The sequence below is a fragment of the Martelella sp. AD-3 genome (genome assembly GCF_001578105.1).
In the GTDB taxonomy this organism is placed as follows: Bacteria; Pseudomonadota; Alphaproteobacteria; order Rhizobiales; family Rhizobiaceae; genus Martelella.
On record NZ_CP014275.1, the window covers coordinates 1,444,686 to 1,463,949 of the forward strand.

Below are 19,264 nucleotides of genomic sequence, written 5' to 3' on the forward strand. Positions count from 1 at the left end.
CTGTTAGGGTTAAAAACGGTGCAGTAAAGAGTTCAAGCGTACAGGGTCGGTTCATGCGTATTTCAGGTGTGCCGGAAGGCGGCAAGGCAACACAGCGTATTCTGCTCGTTTCGGCGCTGGCCATCATGGCCGCGAGCTGCAGTTCACAGAGCGCGCGGCTCGGCAGCAGTCCCGATACGATGACGACGGGTTCGGTCTCCGGCGTTCCGCAATACCGGCAGATGGTGCCGCCGGAAAATGTCGGAAGCGGCGGCTACCAGGCGCTTCCCTCCCAGAATTCCGGATCGGCCGTCGTCAGCCGTCAGCCGATCAATACCGCGACCACCGCCGGCTCGGGCGCCCGCATGGCAACGACGCCGGTTGCCGTGCAGAGCGGCAACCTGCCGTCGCCGCAACCGGTCCAGACCGCGGCCGTGACCCAGCCGGCCAATCCGTCCGCGACCTACAGCCGCGAGCAGGCCACCGTCGGCGCGCCGAGCAGCCTGCCGTCGCGCACCCAGGATGTCGCCACCAAACGCGTCATGATCCGTTCCGACGAGACGCTTGCCGCCTTTGCCGCGCGCAACGGCGCGACAGAACAGGATATCCTGCGGCTCAACGGGCTGACGAGCGCCTCGCAGGTGCGTTCCGGCCAGGTGCTGCTCGTGCCGCTGGTCTCCACCCAGTCGTCTGCCGCCAAGGCAACGGCCGAGGCCCAGGGCCTGCCGCCCGCATCCCCCGTTCCGACGCCGTCCAACGTGCCCGATCAACGCGTCGCCGTGCTGCCGACCACGCCGAGCAGCCGCGAAAAACAGAGCGCCGGCGCAACCGGCGCAAGCGCGACGTCCTCGGCATCGACCGGCCAGAACGGTGACGGGCGCACGCCTGCAGGCGGCAACGTCTATACCGTCCAGAGCGGCGACAGCCTCTATACGATTGCAAAGGCCAACGGCGTCACGGTCGATTCGCTGAAGGCCGCCAACGGTCTGACCTCGTCCAATATCCGCATCGGCCAGAAACTTGCCATCCCGACCGGCGCCGCCGCTCCGGCCCAGCCGGTGACGCCGGTGGAGACCGCGCAGAAGCCGGCGCCGCAGCAGACGCAGCAGAAGAGCGCCGCGTCAGGCAATCCCAAACCCTATCAGCCGCCGGCAGTCGAGCAGGAAGAGGTTGTCGTCCAGGAAGTCGCCGTTCGCAGCGACGCCGGAGAGGACGTCCCCGAAGGGACCGGCATCGCCACATACCGCTGGCCGGTGAAGGGCGCTGTCGTGGTCGGCTTCGGCCAGCCGGACGGCGACGAGCTTTCCGAAGGCATCGACATTTCCGTGCCGCAGGGCACGCCGATCAAGGCCGCCGAGAACGGCGTCGTCGTCTATGCCGATGACGGCCTGTCCGATTACGGCAACGCCATCCTCATCCGTCATGATGACGGCCGTGTGACCGTCTACGGCTATGCCGAGGAACTGAAGGTCAAGCGCGGCGACAGCGTCCAGCGCGGCCAGACCATCGCCACTTCCGGCATGACCGGCAAGGCGACGCGCCCGATGGTCCACTTCGAGGTCCGCGACAACACCAAGGCCGTCGACCCGATGCCCTATCTCAACGGCTGATCGTCTTGGGGCAGGCCGTCAGGCCCGCCCTCGGCTCAGCCCCCAAGGTGCCTGCGCTGGCGGCCGGCGATATCCTGGATGAACTGCCAGGCGACGCGGCCCGAACGTCCGCCGCGCGTCGTTGCCCAGGTCAGTGCTTCTGCGTGCAGCGCTTCTTTCCCGCCTTCAAGCCCGAAATGGGCGGCATAGCCGTCGATCATCGCGAGATAGTCGTCCTGGCTGCATTTGTGGAAGCCGAGCCAGAGACCGAAGCGATCGGACAGCGAGACCTTTTCCTCGGTTGCCTCCGACGGGTTTATCGCGGTCGACCGTTCGTTCTCGATCATGTCGCGCGGCATCAGGTGGCGTCGGTTGGAGGTGGCATAGAGCAGCACATTTTCCGGCCGCCCCTCCACGCCGCCGTCAAGCGCCGCCTTCAGCGATTTGTAGGCCGCGTCATCATGATCGAAGGACAGGTCGTCGGTGAACAGCAGGAACCGGTACTGCGACGTCTTGAGAATGTCGAGAAGCGCGCCGAGCGAACCGATATCCTCCCGGTAGAGCTCCACCAGTTTCAGCTTCATTGCAGGCTTGCGGGCGATCTCGGCGTGGATCGCTTTCACCAGCGAGGATTTCCCCATGCCGCGCGCGCCCCACAGGAGCGCGTTGTTGGCCGGAAAACCCTCGGCGAACCGCAGCGTGTTCTCGTGCAGGATGTCGCGCACATGGTCGACGCCCCGGATCAGGGCAAGGGGAACGCGACTGGGGGCTACCACGGGCGAGAGATAGCGCTCCTCCGGCTTCCAGACGAAACAGTCGGCGGCGTCGAGGTCATTTTCCCGCGGCCTCACCGGGCCCATGCGCTCCAGCGCGTCGGCCAGGCGTCTGACTTCGGCGATCAGCGCGCTTTCGGATGTCTTGTCCAAGTCTGCACTCCCGTGACATTGAAAAGAAAGGCGATAAGGCGCACAGCTTTTCGGTTTTTGCCGGGCTTGCAAGGTCGAAATGACGGCAAAATGATCGCTTCCCCCCAAAAACCACGCTTGTTTTTACGGCTGTTGTTGCATTGAACTGGCCTCCGACTATATACCGGCGACACATCCAAGGGGCATGAGCCCCGTTCATGGTCTGAGGAGTTTTAGACAACATGTTTAGCACGGCTTACGCCCAGGCAGCGGGCGGCGCAGGCGCGATGGGATCGGGTCTCGAAATGATCTTCCTGTTCGTGCCGTTGATGGCGATCTGGTATTTCCTGCTCATTCGCCCGCAGCGTCGCCAGGCAAAGAAACGACAGGAAACGCTGGCCGCGATCCGGCGCGGCGATCAGGTGGTGACGGGCGGCGGCATCGTCGGCAAGGTTACCAAGGTGGTCGACGACAGCGAACTCGAAGTCGAGATTGCCGAAGGCGTGCGGGTCCGGATCATGCGCAGCTATGTGTCCGACGTGCGCGTGAAGGGCGAGCCGGTGAAAACCGAGGATGCCAAGCCGAAAAGCTGACGAGCATGAACCCGGCCCGGTGTCGCCCACAAAAAGCGACATTGGGCCGGTATCGCTTTGCCACAGCTCGAACCGGGGCCGAACTGTCCCGGCCGGCCGGCCGAGAATAGAAAGGACGATGCCGAAAGGCGTCGTCTGCTTCGTGTAAACCGACGAACCGAGACCTCCATGCTGTATTTTTCCCGTTGGAAGACCCTATTCATCTGGCTTGTCGTGGCGCTCGGAGTGGTCATTGCCACGCCGAACCTCCTCAGCAACCAGCAACTGGCGAAGCTTCCGGGATGGATGCCGGACAGCAGGGTCACGCTGGGTCTCGACCTTCAGGGCGGTTCCTACATCATGCTGCAGGTTGACCGCAGCGACATCGTCACCGATCGCATGAACACGCTGGTCGACGATGTCCGCGCCGATCTGCGCGAGGCGCAGGTACGCTATACCGGCCTCTCGGGCTCGGGCGAGACGGCGCAGGTGCGCATCACCGATCCCGACCAGTATGTGACGGCCGAAGAGGCGCTGCAGCCGCTCGCCGAATACGTGAACGCCGGCACGCTGAACGGCGGCACTTTCCAGGAAGTGACCATCGATGACGACGGCAACGGGCTGATCCGGCTTGCGCTCACCGAACAGGGGATCGACTACCGCATGCGCTCCGCCGTGCAGCAGTCGATCGAGGTCATCCGCCGCCGCGTCGACGAGCTCGGCACCACCGAACCTCTGATCCAGCGCCAGGGCGACGACCGCATCATCGTCCAGGTGCCCGGTCTCGATGACCCGCAGCGCCTCAAGTCGCTGTTGAACCAGACCGCGAAACTGACCTTCCACATGGTCGATACATCGGTGAATGTGCAGGACGCCATCGAGGGCCGTCCGCCGGCAGGCGATGAAGTGCTTTACTCGATGGACGATCCGCCGGTGCCTTACGTGATTGAAAAGCGCGCGCTGATTTCCGGTGAAGACCTTGTCGATGCCAAGGCGGCCTTCGACCAGCGGACCAACGAACCGGTCGTCAATTTCCGCTTCGATTCGCGCGGCGCCCAGCGCTTTGCGCAGGCGACGCAGCAGAATGTCGGCCGTCCCTTCGCCATCGTGCTCGATAGCCAGATCGTGTCCGCGCCGGTGATCAACGAGCCGATCCTCGGCGGGTCCGGTCAGATTTCCGGCAATTTCACGGTGCAGGGCGCGAATGATCTTGCCGTGCTGCTGCGCGCCGGCGCACTGCCGGCGACGCTGACAGTGGTCGAGGAACGCACGGTCGGCCCGAGCCTCGGCGCCGATTCGATCCGCGCGGGCGTTCTCGCCTCCGTCATCGGCGCGGGCCTTGTTGTCATCTTCATGGTCGTCTTCTACGGCATGTTCGGCCTGGTCGCGAATATCGCGCTGTTCTTTAACATCGTGATGCTGATCGCGCTCCTGAGCGTCATCGGCGCGACGCTGACCCTTCCGGGCATTGCCGGCATCGTGCTGACCATCGGCATGGCGGTCGATTCCAACGTGCTGATCTATGAACGCATCCGCGAGGAGCGGCGACGCAACGGGCGAAGCGTGGTCCAGTCGGTCGATGCGGGTTTCCGCAAGGCCTTCGGAACCATCATCGACGCCAATCTGACGACGCTGATCGCGGCCGTGATCCTGTTCTTCCTCGGCTCCGGTCCGGTGCGCGGCTTCGCCGTCACGCTCGCGATCGGTATCCTGACCACGATCTTCAGCGCCTTCTACCTGACGCGCTTCATGATTTCCGAATGGGTTCGCCGCCGCCGTCCGAAGGAACTGCCGAAGGGCATCCGCACCGGCATGTTCGACGGGATCAACTTCTCTTTCATGAGTTTCCGCAGGATTTCCTTCGCCGCCTCGGCGATCCTGACGGTGGCTTCCGTTGTCGGCTTTGCCACGCACGGGATGAATCTCGGTATCGATTTTACCGGCGGTTCGGTCGTGCAGGTGGAATCGAAATCCGGCCCCGCCGATATCGGCCAGATCCGCTCCGACCTGAACAACCTCAATATCGGCGCCGTGCAGGCCCAGGGATTCGGCTCCGACAGGGATGTGCTGATCCGCGTCCCGGCGCAGGATGGCGGCGCCAATGCCGAACAGAGCGCGATTTCCAAGATCCGTTCCTCGCTCGAAAGCAGCTACGATTTCGTCCGCGTCGAGGTCGTCGGTCCGGTCGTCTCCGGCGAACTGTCCCGCTCGGCCACGATCGGCGTTCTCGCCTCTCTGATCGCGATCCTGATGTATATCTGGTTCCGATTCGAATGGCAGTTCGCCGTCGGCGCGATCATCGCGACCGCCCACGACGTGCTCCTGACCATCGGTATTTTCGTGCTGACGGGGGTCGAGTTCAACCTCACCAGTATTGCCGCGGTGCTGACGATCGTCGGCTATTCGCTGAACGATACGGTGGTGGTCTATGACCGCGTGCGCGAGAACCTCAGGCGATATCAGAAGATGCCGCTGCCGGAACTGCTCGACATCTCGATCAATCACACGCTGTCGCGCACCATCCTGACGGCCCTGACCACGATGCTGGCGCTCGCCGCGCTCTATCTTTTCGGCGGCGAGGTGATCCGTTCCTTCACCTTCGCGATGCTGTTCGGGGTGGCGATCGGCACCTATTCGTCGATCTATATCGCGGCGCCGATCCTGATCGCCTTCAAGCTCCGCCCGGACACTTTCCAGAAGAAGGACGAGGAAAAAGGCGCGCCCGAGGAACAGGGAACCGTGACGGGGATCTGAGCCGATGGCGCGTGGTATCGAGATTCGCGAGGCGCATTTTCCGGGCAAGGCGCCGATCGACACCTATGGCAATGGCGGCTTCCGCTTTGCCGACATGTCGCATCGCGGCTCGCTGCTGTGCGTGCCGTCCGGCATCCATGGCTGGGACGTGAGCGCGCCCGAGGAGATGAACATCGCTTCCTTCGAGCGGGTGCTGGACCAGGCTGACGAGATCGAGGTCCTGCTGGTCGGAACCGGCCTCGACATGGTGATCCTGCCCAGGCCGCTGCGCGAGGCCCTGCGTGAAAAGAAGATCGTCGCCGATCCGATGAATACCGGGGCGGCGGTCAGGACCTACAACATTCTGCTCGGAGAAGAGCGCGCGGTCGCCGCCGCGCTGATCGCCGTTTGAAACGACAAACGGTCTCAAACGCACTGGAGCAAGGCGCGTGACCGATCACGCCGAAACCGAACGACTTCTGCTTGCCGAACTGCGCGAGGCCGATCGCGACCGCTATCTGGCCGCGTTGCTGTCCCCCGCAGACAAGCGTCCGGCCCTTGCCGCGCTCTATCTCTTCAATGCCGAACTGGCCCGGGTGCGCGACCGCGTCAGCGAGCCCCTGCCGGGGGAGGTCAGGCTGCAATACTGGCGTGACCTGCTCGAGGGCGCCGACCACGGATCGACGGCGGCAAACCCGACGGCTGCAGCGCTTCTTGCGGCGATAGAGACCTACAACCTTCCGCGCGATCCGCTGGCGCGCATGTGCGAAGCGCGGATCTTCGACCTCTACGACGACCCGATGGACACGACGACGGATTTCGAAGGCTATGCCGGCGAAACGGCCTCGGCGCTCATTCAGCTCGCGAGCCTCGTGCTCGACCCGACGGCGGCCGCTGCCGGAGCGACGGCCGCCGGTCACGCGGGCGTGGCGCAGGCCGTTGCCGGTTCGATCCTGTTGCTGCCGCGTCACAGGGCCGCCGGTCAGGTGTTCGTGCCCGCCGAAATCCTGTCCGCCACGGGTCTTGATCGGGAAAGCTTCCTGATCGCCAGCGATCGCGAGCGGGTCGGCAACGCGATCCGCGCCTTCGCCGCGTTCGGTCTTTCCCACCTCTCCAGATTCAGGGCGGAGGGGCGGATCGCGAAAACGCTTGCGCCGGCCTATCTTCCTATGTCAGCCTCGGAGAACATTCTTGTAAAGGCCGAGGCTTTGGGAGAAAGTGCGCTGGAACACACGGTGCGGCCTTCGCAGTGGAAGAGGCAGCTTGTGATGATGCGCGCTTTGCTGTTTCGTAAGTTTTAAAGGCTATCTTGAAGCTCTGGCGCAGGCTCGCGGATCGCTTTCGACCGATCCCGCGGATTTTCCCATCAGGCGCATTTCTGCGGGACATCGAGCCTCAAATGTCGCAACAGGAGGATGCTGGCGAATGGAAACTTGGGTATGGCTTCTCGTTGCCGTGGTCGCCGCCATTGTTGCGTACTATTTCTTCGGCCGGGCGAAAGTGCAGAAATCAGACGGCGGGTTCACGGTTGAGGAAGCCCATGGCTGGGCGCGCCGCGAATTCAACCGCAGCTATCCCGACGAACGGGTCGCTTCCGTCATCGGCGATACCGAGCTGGAAACCTTTTTCCTGAGGCTTGCCGACGGCAAGGTCGGCATGTACCGCTCGCGGCGCGGCAAGGGGCAGGCGATCATCGTCCGGCAGAGCGAGTATCGCCTGCGCGCCTTGCCCGAAGCCAACGGCCTTCAGGTCGATTTCCCCGAGAGCGATTTCTTCAGCGGCAATTACCATTTCCTGAGCGAACAGGACGCCGCGGACGTCTCGACCTGGATGCTGAACGCCCGCTGACCTCCCCGGGAAAGTCCCGTCAGGCGTCCACCCAAGCCTTGCACGCCTCCAGCGCCCGTTTGGCGACGAGCTGTTTCTTCACCGATGACTTGGCCTTGCCGCGCGGGCGCTTTCCCGTTTCCGGATCGATCAGCGCGCCGGGCTCAAGCTCGGGGAACAGGCCGAAATTGATGTTCATCGGCTGGAAGGAGCGTTTGCCGCCTTCTTCCTCGTGCGAGATATGGCCGCCGGTGACATGGCCGAGCAGCGCGCCCAGCGCCGTTTCCGGCGGCGGGGCGACGGGTTCGCGACCCAGACGTTCGGCGGCCGCGAATCGCCCGGCCAGAAGCCCGATGCCGGCGCTTTCCACATACCCCTCGCAGCCGGTGATCTGGCCGGCAAAGCGGAGGCCCGGACGGCCCTTCAGCGCCAGCGTTCGATCGAGCAGCGTCGGCGCGTTCAGATAGGTGTTGCGGTGCAGGCCGCCGAGGCGGGCGAATTCGGCCTCCTGAAGGCCCGGAATCATCTTCAGGACGTCCTTCTGCGCGCCATAGCGCAGCTTGGTCTGGAAGCCGACCATGTTGTAGAGCGTGCCGAGCGCGTTGTCCTGGCGCAGCTGGACGACCGCATAGGGCTTTTCATCGGGCTTGTGGGCATTGGTGAGGCCCATGGGCTTCATCGGGCCGTGGCGCAGCGTCTCGCGGCCGCGCTCGGCCATGACCTCGATCGGCAGGCAGCCGTCGAAATAGGGCGTGCCCTCCCATTCCTTGAAGTCGGTCTTGTCGCCGGCAACCAGCGCGTCGATGAAGGCGTTGTACTCCGCCTCGTTCATCGGGCAGTTGATGTAGTCCTTGCCCGTGCCGCCGGGCCCGACCTTGTCGTAGCGGGACTGGTACCAGCAGATATCCATGTCGACCGTGTCGCGGTAGACGATCGGCGCGATGGCATCGAAGAAGGCGAGAGCCTCCTTTCCGGTCTTCGCGCTGATCGCCTCGGCAAGGGCAGGGGCGGTCAGCGGCCCGGTCGCGATGATCGTCTGATCCCACTCCTCCGGCGGCAGAGCCGTCATTTCCTCGCGCACGATCGTAATCAACGGATGGGCGGCGAGCTTTTCGGTGACGGCGTTTGAAAAACCGTCGCGGTCGACCGCCAGCGCGCCGCCGGCCGGCACCTGGTGCGCATCCGCGCAGGCCATGATCAGCGAGTTCGCCATGCGCATTTCGGCGTGGATGACGCCGACGGCATTGCTGGTCGCATCATCGGAGCGAAAGGAATTGGAACAGACCAGTTCGGCGAGCCCGTCGGTCTTGTGGGCCGCCGTCTCGCGCACGCCGCGCATCTCGTGCAGGATCACCGGAATGCCGCGACTGGCGATCTGCCATGCCGCTTCGGAGCCGGCAAGACCGCCGCCGATGACGTGGATGGGGTTCGGTGATATGCTGGGGTCGGGCATCGTTCAAACCGCAAGGTTGGCCGGCGCTTTCCGCCGGCGTGTTTCAGTTTAATCTGGGCACCGGAGCGGCCGGTGAACTTGGCTCTGCCAATGCCAGATCGGCGACGCGCCGTCGAGGGGCAATGGCCGATTTGTGCAGCGAAACGAATTTCTGAAAATATTCTGCGTCCGCCAAAAGTCTGTCACGGTTGACGTTATATGATTGCTGCAGCAAAGTTTGCAAACGTCAAGTCGTTGAAAGCGCTGAAACAACTGCTATGTCGTTGAGTGCGAAGCGCCGCCGGCGCCTCGCCAGCGATGCAAAATCCCTCGGTTAGAGAGCCGGAAAATCTCTGCCGCCGCGCTTCGGTTGATTTAGGTCATGTGATCTCAAACCGGTCTGAGGGATATAGCAAATCGATTTAAACGCCAATTTGATTTCGAAAAGGGGAATCGACATGGAACAGATCACGCCTGATGGAGCCCGGAATATTCTGGCGCCCGAAGAACTGGATCTGATGAATAGATACTGGCAGGCGGCCAATTACCTGTCGGTTGGTCAGATCTATCTGATGGGCAACCCCCTGCTGAAGGAGCCGCTCGCCGAAGAAGACGTCAAGCCGCGCCTGCTCGGCCACTGGGGCACGACGCCCGGGCTGAACTTCATCTATGTTCACCTGAACCGCGTCATCAAGAAATACGATGCCAGCACGATCTATATCTGCGGTCCCGGTCACGGCGGCCCCGGTCTGGTCGCCAATGCCTATCTCGACGGCACCTATACCGAAGTCTATCCGGAGATCACGGAAGACACGGAAGGCATGCGCAAGCTGTTCAAGCAGTTCTCGTTCCCCGGCGGCATTCCGAGCCACGTCGCTCCCGAAACGCCCGGATCGATCCATGAAGGCGGCGAGCTGGGTTACGCCCTGGTCCACGCATTCGGCGCGGCCTACGACAATCCCGACCTGATCGTTGCCTGCGTCGTCGGCGACGGTGAAGCCGAAACCGGCCCGCTTGCCGCGTCGTGGCATTCGAACAAGTTCCTGAACCCGATCAATGACGGCGCGGTTCTGCCGATCCTGCACCTCAACGGCTACAAGATCGCCAATCCGACCCTGATGGCCCGGATGAGCAAGAAGGACCTGACCGACCTCTTCCAGGGGTATGGCTACGAACCCTTCTACGTGGAAGGCGACGACCCGGAATACATGCATCAGCGCATGGCCGAGGTCATGGAAGAGTGCTACGCCCGCATCCGCGAGATCCAGTCGGAAGCCCGCGCCGAAGGCACGGTCTACGAAATGCCGCGCTGGCCGATGATCATCCTCAGGAGCCCCAAGGGCTGGACCGGCCCGAAATTCGTCGACAACAAGAAGGTCGAGGATTTCTGGCGCTCGCACCAGGTGCCGATCTCGGAAGCCCGCCAGAACGCCGATCACCGCAGCCAGCTCGAAGACTGGTTGAAGAGCTACGGCCCGGACAGGCTGTTTGACGAAAACGGCAGGCTGGTCCCCGAGCTGAAGGCGCTGGCGCCCGAAGGCGATCTGCGCATGAGCGCCAACCCGCACACCAATGGCGGCGTCCTGCGCAAGGAACTGAAGATGCCCGACTTCCGCGAACTCGCGGTGGACGTGACGCAGCCGGGCGCCGTGATGACCTCGGCAACCAAGCGTCTCGGCATGTTGCTGCGCGAAGTCATGAAGCTCAACGCCGAGGAACGCAACTTCCGCCTGATGGGCCCCGACGAAACCGCCTCGAACCGCCTGCAGGACGTTTTCGAAGTCACCGACCGCGTCTGGATGGCCGACATCCTTGAGTATGACGAAGGCGTTGCCCGCGACGGCCGCGTGATGGAAGTCCTGAGCGAACATCTGTGCCAGGGCTGGCTGGAAGGCTACCTGCTGACGGGCCGCCACGGTCTGTTCTCGTGCTACGAAGCCTTCATCCACATCATCGACTCGATGTTCAACCAGCATGCGAAGTGGCTGAAGACCACCCAGCATATGGCATGGCGCAAGCCGATCTCGTCGCTGAACTACCTTCTGACCTCGCATGTATGGCGTCAGGACCACAACGGCTTCAGCCACCAGGATCCGGGCTTCATCGACCACGTCGTCAACAAGAAGGCCGACGTCGTCCGCACCTATTTCCCGCCGGATGCCAACACGCTTCTGGTTGTCGGTGACCACATCCTGCGCACCTATAACCGCGTCAACGTGATCGTTGCCGGCAAGCAGCCGCAGCCGCAATGGTTGTCGATCGAGGAAGCCATCGTGCATTGCGACACCGGTCTCGGCGAATGGAAGTGGGCAAGCAACGTTCCGGAAGGCGAAGAGCCCGATGTCGTCATGGCTGCGGCCGGCGACGTCCCGACGCTGGAAATGATGGCCGCCGTCGACATTCTCCGCCAGAAGCTGCCGGAAATGAAGGTCAAGGTCGTCAACGTCGTCGACCTCATGGCCCTGCAGCCGAAGGAAGAGCACCCGCACGGCATCCGCGACGCGGACTTCGATGCGCTCTTTACCGAGAACAAGCCGGTCATCTTCGCCTATCACGGCTATCCCTGGCTCATTCACCGCCTGGCCTACCGCCGTCACAACCACAACAACATCCACGTTCGTGGCTATGTTGAAGAGGGAACGACGACGACGCCGTTCGACATGGTTGTCCAGAACCGCCTCGACCGCTACCATCTGGCCATGGACGCGATCGAACGTGCAGGCGGATTTGGCGAAAGAGGCGCGGCCGCATTGAACTATCTCAAGGAAATGCGCGCCAAACACCACGATTATGTCCGCGAGCATGGTCAAGACATGCCGGAGATTCTCGATTGGAAATGGCCTTATCCCAAGGGCTGATCCAATTTTCTGAAGCCTCGCGCACCGCCTCCTCCCAGGGCGGTGCGCTCACCATTTCTGGATAGCGATTATGAATGGCACAGTACTGGCATTGAATGCCGGATCATCCAGCCTCAAATTCCGTCTTTACGAAGTCGAGGGTGATCATTTTTCTCTTGTCCTGCGCGGTCAGTTTGACGGCGTAAACGAAAACCCCCGTCTTGTTGTGAAGGAAGCCGGCGGCAAGGAAATCTGCAATATGGATCTCGAAATCGGGGAACATATGCAGGAAGACATGCTCGAGCGCATCTTCGGCGTCATCAAGCCCTACACCGCAAACAGCCCGCTGCAGGCCGTTGGTCATCGCGTGCTTCACGGCGGCGGCCGGTTCGCCGATCCGGTCCTGCTCGATGACGAGATCGTTTCCTACCTCGAGACGCTTATTCCCATGGGGCCGCTGCACCAGCCGGCCAACCTCGCCTCGATCAAGCTTTTCCGTCGCATCCGTCCCGACCTTCCCCAGGTCGCATGCTTCGACACCGCCTTCCACGTCAATATCGACGAGCGCGCGGCGCGCTATCCGATCCCGCTGGAATATGAAGCCAAGGGTTACCGCCGCTTCGGCTTCCACGGCCTGTCCTACACCTATATCGCCGATCGTCTGCGCGAGATCTCGGACTATCTGGTCAAGAAGCGCACCGTCGTTGCCCATCTCGGCAGCGGTTCGTCGATGTGCGCCATGCGCAACGGCAAGGCCATCGACACGACCATGGGCCTGACGCCGCTCGGCGGGCTGATGATGGGCACGCGCTCCGGCACGGTCGATCCCGGCCTGGTGCTGACGCTGATGGAAGCGGAGAACCTGACGCCGGCAGAAATCAAGCACATGCTTTACTACAAATCCGGTCTGCTTGGCGTTTCCGGCATTTCCGGCGACCTGCGCGTGCTGATGGAAAGCAAAGACCCGAACGCCAGGAAGGCGATCGATCTGTTCGTCTTCCGCGCCTGCCGCGAACTGTCGATCATGGTCGCCACCATGGAAGGCATGGAATCGCTGGTCTTCAGCGCCGGCATTGGCGAGAACTCGCCGGTCATCCGCAAGATGATCTGCGACCGTCTCGGCTGGCTCGGGGTTCAACTGGACGACGACGCCAACAACGCCAATGCGGAAATCATCTCCTGCCCGGAAAGCCGCGTGGAAGTCCGCGTCATTCCGACCGATGAGGAAATCGTTCTTGCCCGCCAGACCGCGCGCGTTGTCAGCGAGGCGGTGAAGGCGGGGCGGGAACCGTCCTACGCCTGATCCTTCGGTCCTTTTCGCGACGAACCGACATGCCCGTGCGCAAGCGCGGGCATTTTCATGTCCGGCGTCGCCTTTCGAGGAACCGCGTTCCCTGAAGCGCGATCAGGATGACCGCAACGCCGAGGAAGATGCGGGGCGGCGGGACTTCGCCGAAGAAGAAGAAGCCGGCGGCGGCGGAAAAGAACACCGAGAGGTAGCCGAAGGGCGCCAGAAGGCTTGCATCGCTTTTCTGATAGGCCTTCAGCCAGCAATATTGCCCGGCCTGGGCCAGGAACCCGATCAGCGCCAGCGCCGGCCAGTGGGCAAGCGGCACGGGCTGCCAGACGAAGAGGGCCGGCGGGCCCGTGAGCAGCACGAGGCCGACCGTATAGAAAGCCATCATCACGATCGTGCTCTCCTCGGCCAGTTTTCGCGTCTGGATGGTCGCCATGGCGCCGAAGAGAATGCTGGCAAGCACCGCCAGCAGGCCGGGATTGAGTTCGACCTCATTCGGCGAGACGATGATCAGTGCGCCACCAAAGGCGATCGCCGCGCCGAGCCAGCGCAGCCGGCCGACGCGCTCGCCGAGCAGAAGCGCGGCAAGGCCCATGGTCACCAGCGGCCGGGTGAAGCCGAGCGCGTTGACCATGACCAGCGGCAGCATGGCAAAGGCGAGGAAGTTCGATGTGAGCGCGATGGCATTGCAGGTCACGCGGAAGGCATTGCGCAATGGATAGCGCATCGTTTTCAGCGCCGCGCGGTTCTTCACGACCATCGGCAGGATGAAGAGAAGGCCGACGAGGGCACGGATGAACACAAGCTGGATGGCCGGATAGGCGACGCTGTTGGCCTTCACCAGCGCGCTCATGAAGGTCACCAGCGTCATGTCCGCCATCAGCCAGGCGATGCCCTGGCCGGCCGTGTTCTTCGCGTCCTTCGGCGTTTCTTCCGCGCTCAAGGCTTCATGCCGGCTGGATCAGGTTCGCCATCAGACGGAAGGCGCCGGGAACGAGCCGGTCCATCTGGTGGTGGAGCACGAGGCTGGTGTGGGTGTGCCGGCCCTTGCCGATCCTGGCCGTAACGAGCGCGCCCTCGAGAGGCTTTTCGTCCGCGTCATGCATGGCAAGAAGCGGCTGGTAGGCGCCGTCCCATTCAGCCGCGAAATAGAGCCCGCGCTCCTTGTGCCAGCCGGCCCAGTCGTCCGCCGCGATCCGGTTCGGACCGGTGAGGAGCGGGTGGTCGGGAGCCAAAATCTCGACGTCGGCATCGGGGTTGGTCACGCGCCAGCGCAGCGATGGCGAGCCGATCCTGAGATAAAGCGGCGGCGTTGCCTCGGGCGACCAGCCGTCCGAGGGACGGTGATAGAGCGTCACCAGATGGCCGCCATCCTCGACGAAGCGGTGGAGTTTCTTTGTCACCGCCGCAAGATCCGGGCGGGTGCCGAAGGCGAAGATGCCGATGACGATCGTGGTGAAGGCTGAGAGATCGCCGGAAAGGGCCGTCGAATCAAGCTCGGTGACATCGAGCCCCATGCGTTTCAGCCATGTGCCGACAGTGTCCGCGCCGCCGCCGACATAGCCAATCTTCGCGCCATCCGGCAGGACAAGGTCGAGGGTGAGGACGCTCAGCACTTCCGGTCGGATGAAACGGCTGCGCCCGATATGAGGGTAGGTGAAGGGCGTTATGTTGGATGCCGATTTGCCGTCTATTTCCGGGACGATGCGCGCGAGACCGGGCGTTGCCCGTTGCGGCAGGTCGAGACGGTAGCGCTCGCCCGTTGCGCTCACCTGAAACCCCTCGGGCGCGTTGAAGCGAAGTGTGAGGTTTGGAGCATCGCTTTGTGCGATGAATGAAAGGGTATGGTTAATATTCTGTATTGGAACGATAAATGCGTTCGGCTTCAGGGTGAGGGAGAGCGCCGGAACGATGGGCAGCGCGGTTTCGAGATCGAAGTGGCCGGCGGCCTTGCGGCCTGAAATTTCAGTTTCAAGCTTCACCGAGACCGGACCATTGCCGCCGAGCGACGACCAGAGCGGCGGATACTGGTTTGTCAGCGGCGCATCATCGGCGACGGCAAGCGAGAAACGGATGATGCCGGCCTCTTCCGCTGGCTTTGATGCCGTGACGCCCTTTGGCAGGAGCGGCGTAACAGTCGTTTCCGCCTCGCCGGCGTCTTCGCCCAGAACAACGGTCAGGCTTGTCTCGCCGCCTGGCGTCAGGCACTCGGCCGCGCCATAGGCCCGTTCAAACACGGCAGCAGCCTCCAGCAGCGCCGCATCGATCTCGGCAAGCTTGCGGGTGAGCCTGTGTCCCTGGCTTTCGATGAAGCCGTCGGGCGCAGCGTTGAGCGCGGCCTCGATCGTGCCTGCGGCGGAGACGAGGCTGCGGGTTACGGCGTCGCGATCGGGAAAGGCGGAGATTGCCGCAGCGGTCGCGGCATCGGCCGTCACAAGATCATGGGTGAGCGTCTCGGCCTCGCCGACGCAGAGATCGGCCAGCGTCTTCGGCAGTCCGTCGAGGATTGTCTCCTCCGGCGTGCTGCCATCGGGACCGAGCAGAAGATGGAGCTTCCATGCATGGTCCGGCCGTTCCGGCCACCAGCCCATGCCCTGCGAGGCGTGGTAATAGCGCGACCATTCGCCGATGCGGTCATAATCGGCGCCCGTTGCCGGATCGCGCCCCTCGGCGGTCACGGTGACGGTCGCGGGCGGCGGGGGCAGGTCGTCATCATAGGTTCCGCCCCCTCCGGACCAGGCGGGAAGGTAGTATTTGGCCACGCGCCACGGCCTCAGGCCCTCGGCGAAATGCTCCGGATAGGCGGTCTCGTCGGCAGCGAGGCGGATCGCGGTCTCGGCGGCGCGCGTCATGGCGCGGTGGTGGCCATGCTGGCCGGGAACGTCGAGAAATGTCGGGATGACGATATCGGGCCGCTCCCTGCGGTAGGCACGCACCAGTCGCTCGACGATACGCTCCTCGCCCCAACGGGCGAAGGTGGCGTCGCCGTCCTTGGAAAAGCCGAAATCATGCACCGGGTCGTCCGGCCCGTGACCGAGCCAGTGGATGTCGGCATCGAGCGCGCGGGCGGCTTCCTCCATCTCGCGCGTTCGAAGCACGCCGAGCGCGCCGAGCCGTTCCGGCCCGAGCACGTTCTGCCCGCCTTCGCCGCGCGTCGAGCACGCAACCACGATCCGCATGCCGAGCCCGAAACGGAAAAAGGCGAGCATGCCGGACTGTTCGTCATCCGGATGCGCGCCCGTGTTCATCATCGTCACCGGCGATTTCAGCCGGGAGAGCGCCCTGTGCAGGCGTACGAGCGAAGATGAGGTCATTTCCTGTTCAATGCGCTGGCGCGGCGTAAGCATGTCGTTCCCCGTTGTTCTGTTTGTCAGGCCACCTGCCGGGCGGGCGGCAATGTCTCGAGTTTCGGCGTCAGGATCTCGAAAAGCGGCAGGGCGGCGGCGCCAAGGGCGGCCGTATACTGCCCGGTCTGTCCGCGCATGACGCGCGGCTGCGCGCGGTTCGAGCGGGCGGCGACCGATGGCGGCAGCGCCGGCATGCGGACAATCAGCGCGTCCATGACGGCGTCCGAAAACGCGCCGCTCAGGATGATGGTTTCCGGATCGAAGATGTTTTCAAGCAGACCGATGACGGTGGAAAGATGCGCCGCCGCTTCCGCGATCCAGGCTTCCACCACTGGATCTTCGTTTTTAAAAAGCGATTCAATTTCAGATATTTGGGGGCGTTCTCTGTCACAGGCATCGAAACGTTCATGCAGCGCATGAAGTGAGGCGTAGCGTTCCAGGCAGCCGTGCTGGCCGCACGGGCATGGTCTGCCCGAAGGCACGACCGGCACATGGCCGATTTCGCCGGCATTGCCGAAAGCGCCGCGATAGGGCGCGCCGTCCTGAATCATGCCAAGACCGATGCCGGTGCCGAAATAGAGCATGCAGAAATGCTGGGTCGCGTGGCCGGCGCCGAACAGCCGTTCGGCAACGGCGGCCGCGGCGGCATCGTTTTCCAGCGTCACATCAATGCCGCAGGCGGTCTCCAGCGCCGCCTTGACGTCGATGCCGTTCCAGCCGGGAAGGGTGGTCGGACCGACAAAACTCATGCCCTCGATGCCGAACGGGCCGGGCATGACCACGCCGACGCCGAGAAGCGGCGCCTCGACCGACCTGCGGGCGCGCTCCACCTCCAGCGCGAAGACGGGCAGGGTGCGCTCCGGCGTGGTGCCGTTAAGGGGAACGATGCGCTTGTAGCGGAGCACGCCGGTCAGATCGAGCACGGTCACGACCATCTGGTCGGTCGCGATCTCGACGCCGACGGTGGCAGCCCCTTCGGGGTTTACCGCAAACTGGATCGGCGGCTGGCCACGTCCCGTGCGCCGCCTGCCGGTCGCCATCAGCAGGTTTTCACCAACGAGATCGTCGACGATATTGGCGACAGCCTGCGCCGTCAGATGCGTGTGCCGCGCGATCTCCATGCGTCCCAGCATGCCGTGCTGGCGCACCAGATCGAGAACCACGCGTCGGTTGTGTTCCCTGTTGCGTTCCGGATTGTTGCCGATGGCCGAAGGCGCGCGTGTCTTCTCGTTCATGTCCGTTCGCTTTCCGATGGTCTCAGTCTGGGGCCGGTCCCTTCTACCGTCAATATAATAATTCAACTAGATTATCTTATTGACAAACGCGCGGCGTCACGCGACCGTATCGGCGAGGCGCCGGAGAAACGGCGCCCCGGCGCCGCCGCAGGCGCCTGCATAAAGCGAACAATGGCCGCCGCCCCTGGCAGGCGGCTTTCGGGAACAAACAAGCCCCGGACGCGGCGGGACGCCGCACATGGGGAAGTGGAGATTTCAATGCGCAAGGCACTTCTGCTCGCCGGCCTGATGTCCGGCATCAGCATGGTCTCGGTCAATCCGGCAAATGCCGTCGAGATCGAATACTGGCAGTATATCTACGAGACCCGCGTCAACGCGATGGACCAGCTGATCGAGAATTTCGAGGCGGCCAATCCGGATATCACCGTCAAGCAGGTGACCTTTCCCTATGCGGACTACCAGACCCGCATTGTCGCCGCCAACATGGCCGGCAAGGGCCCGGACGTGATGCAACTCTTCTATGGCTGGCTGGACAAGTTCGTCGCCGGCGGTCTCCTGCAGCCGCTGCCGCAGGATGCGTTTCCGCATGATGAGATCGAGAGCGCGTTCTTCACGATCGTAACCGCGATGAAGCGCGACGGCGAATATTACGGCCTGCCGACGGCGGTGCGCTCGCTGGCGCTGTTCTACAACAAGAAGCTTTTCGAGGAGAACGGCCTCGATCCGGAAAACCCGCCGCAGACGCTGGATGAGCTGGTTGCCGCCGGCAAGGCGATCGCCAAGTTCGACGATGCCGGCAATATGGTGACCGAGGGCATGACGCTCGACATGGCCGGCCAGGACCACCAGTGGTGGCGCGAAGTGCTGGTGCGCCAGTTCGGCGGCGTGCCCTATGAGGACGACTATCGCAAGGTGACCTATGACAGCCCGGAAGGCACCGAGGCGCTTGAATTCTACACCGGCCTTCAGATGGACGAGAAAATCGGCCAGTCCGGCTTCATGGATGAAGGCCAGGCCGCTTTCCGCGCCGGCAAGGCAGGCATGACCATCGACGGCACCTTCCGTCTCGGCTCGTTCAGCCAGATCGAGGATTTCGACTGGGCCGTGACCGAGCTGCCGGCCAATGCCGACGGCATGCGCTCCAACTATTCGAGCTATTTCGCAAACGGCATCGGCGCCAAGGTGAAGGGCGAGGAGCTTGAGGCCGCGGAAAAATTCCTGACCTATCTGACCTCGCCGGAAGCCATGGGCATCTGGCTCGATGTGGTCGGCGAACTGCCGGCGCGGCGCGCCGTGGCGCTGACGGACGAGAACACGTCGAACCCGATCTACGGGCCCTTCCTCAAGGGCCTCGACTATGCCCACACCACGCTGTTCGTGGACGAGGCCGCCCAGCGCCAGGTTGCCATCGACATGGTCAACCGGGTGATCCTGAACGGCCAGTCTCCTGCTGACAGCATCAAGGAGGCGGCCGAGGAAGAACAGGCCATCATCGACGACGCGATGTAAGC

Annotated in this window: 14 protein-coding genes; 9 read left to right on the forward strand and 5 right to left on the reverse strand. The window is 63.3% G+C overall.

All coding sequences use genetic code 11. The features are described from left to right. Positions 1–53 precede the first annotated feature (53 nt). A complete protein-coding gene (locus AZF01_RS06715) occupies positions 54–1,589 on the forward strand; it encodes a peptidoglycan DD-metalloendopeptidase family protein (RefSeq protein WP_024709311.1) in 1,536 nt (511 codons plus the stop codon). A 35-nt stretch (positions 1,590–1,624) separates the two neighbouring features. On the opposite strand, the gene AZF01_RS06720 is transcribed toward AZF01_RS06715, so the two are convergent. Then, on the reverse strand, positions 1,625–2,494 hold the full coding sequence (locus AZF01_RS06720) for an ATP-binding protein (protein ID WP_024709312.1): 870 nt from the start codon (positions 2,492–2,494) through the stop codon (positions 1,625–1,627). Between the two features lie 221 nt (positions 2,495–2,715). On the opposite strand from AZF01_RS06720, the gene yajC reads away from it, so the two are divergent. The 5 genes from yajC to AZF01_RS06745 all read left to right on the forward strand — a co-directional run bounded on the left by yajC (position 2,716) and on the right by AZF01_RS06745 (position 7,626). Beyond that, a complete protein-coding gene (yajC, locus tag AZF01_RS06725) occupies positions 2,716–3,066 on the forward strand; it encodes a preprotein translocase subunit YajC (protein ID WP_024709313.1) in 351 nt (116 codons plus the stop codon). Between the two features lie 168 nt (positions 3,067–3,234). Beyond that, positions 3,235–5,799 carry a protein translocase subunit SecDF gene (gene secDF / locus AZF01_RS06730; protein WP_061449653.1) on the forward strand — a complete coding sequence of 855 codons (2,565 nt, stop codon included), beginning with the start codon at positions 3,235–3,237 and terminating at the stop codon, positions 5,797–5,799. A 4-nt stretch (positions 5,800–5,803) separates the two neighbouring features. Next, positions 5,804–6,190, forward strand: a complete 387-nt coding sequence (locus AZF01_RS06735; RefSeq protein WP_024709179.1) for an Mth938-like domain-containing protein — start codon at positions 5,804–5,806, stop codon at positions 6,188–6,190. Between the two features lie 37 nt (positions 6,191–6,227). Beyond that, complete coding sequence (locus tag AZF01_RS06740; RefSeq protein WP_024709180.1) at positions 6,228–7,079, forward strand: phytoene/squalene synthase family protein; 852 nt, start codon at positions 6,228–6,230, stop codon at positions 7,077–7,079. A gap of 124 nt (positions 7,080–7,203) precedes the next feature. Continuing rightward, the gene (locus tag AZF01_RS06745) at positions 7,204–7,626 is read left to right on the forward strand and encodes a hypothetical protein (protein WP_024709181.1); all 423 of its coding nucleotides are present in this window, start codon (positions 7,204–7,206) and stop codon (positions 7,624–7,626) included. A 19-nt stretch (positions 7,627–7,645) separates the two neighbouring features. Here the strand turns inward: AZF01_RS06745 and trmFO are convergent, their stop codons facing one another. After that, positions 7,646–9,058: a methylenetetrahydrofolate--tRNA-(uracil(54)-C(5))-methyltransferase (FADH(2)-oxidizing) TrmFO gene (trmFO, locus tag AZF01_RS06750; protein WP_024709182.1), complete on the reverse strand. Its 1,413-nt coding sequence runs from the start codon at positions 9,056–9,058 to the stop codon at positions 7,646–7,648. A gap of 437 nt (positions 9,059–9,495) precedes the next feature. Between trmFO and AZF01_RS06755 the strand changes: the two genes are divergently transcribed. Further along, positions 9,496–11,895 (forward strand): phosphoketolase, encoded by a 2,400-nt coding sequence (locus AZF01_RS06755; protein WP_024709183.1) that lies wholly within the window; start codon positions 9,496–9,498, stop codon positions 11,893–11,895. 70 nt (positions 11,896–11,965) lie between these two features. Further along, positions 11,966–13,177, forward strand: coding sequence for an acetate/propionate family kinase (locus AZF01_RS06760; RefSeq protein WP_024709184.1), 1,212 nt, complete (start codon positions 11,966–11,968; stop codon positions 13,175–13,177). A 55-nt stretch (positions 13,178–13,232) separates the two neighbouring features. Here the strand turns inward: AZF01_RS06760 and AZF01_RS06765 are convergent, their stop codons facing one another. From AZF01_RS06765 to AZF01_RS06775, 3 genes are read right to left on the reverse strand one after another with little or no spacing between them, the layout of a single operon-like run. After that, complete coding sequence (locus AZF01_RS06765) at positions 13,233–14,114, reverse strand: DMT family transporter (RefSeq protein WP_024709185.1); 882 nt, start codon at positions 14,112–14,114, stop codon at positions 13,233–13,235. A 4-nt stretch (positions 14,115–14,118) separates the two neighbouring features. Continuing rightward, positions 14,119–16,518 (reverse strand): PIG-L family deacetylase, encoded by a 2,400-nt coding sequence (locus AZF01_RS06770; RefSeq protein WP_024709186.1) that lies wholly within the window; start codon positions 16,516–16,518, stop codon positions 14,119–14,121. A 23-nt stretch (positions 16,519–16,541) separates the two neighbouring features. Then, positions 16,542–17,753, reverse strand: a complete 1,212-nt coding sequence (locus tag AZF01_RS06775) for an ROK family transcriptional regulator (protein ID WP_024709187.1) — start codon at positions 17,751–17,753, stop codon at positions 16,542–16,544. Between the two features lie 258 nt (positions 17,754–18,011). On the opposite strand from AZF01_RS06775, the gene AZF01_RS06780 reads away from it, so the two are divergent. Beyond that, positions 18,012–19,262 carry an extracellular solute-binding protein gene (locus tag AZF01_RS06780; protein ID WP_024709188.1) on the forward strand — a complete coding sequence of 417 codons (1,251 nt, stop codon included), beginning with the start codon at positions 18,012–18,014 and terminating at the stop codon, positions 19,260–19,262. Positions 19,263–19,264 lie beyond the last annotated feature (2 nt).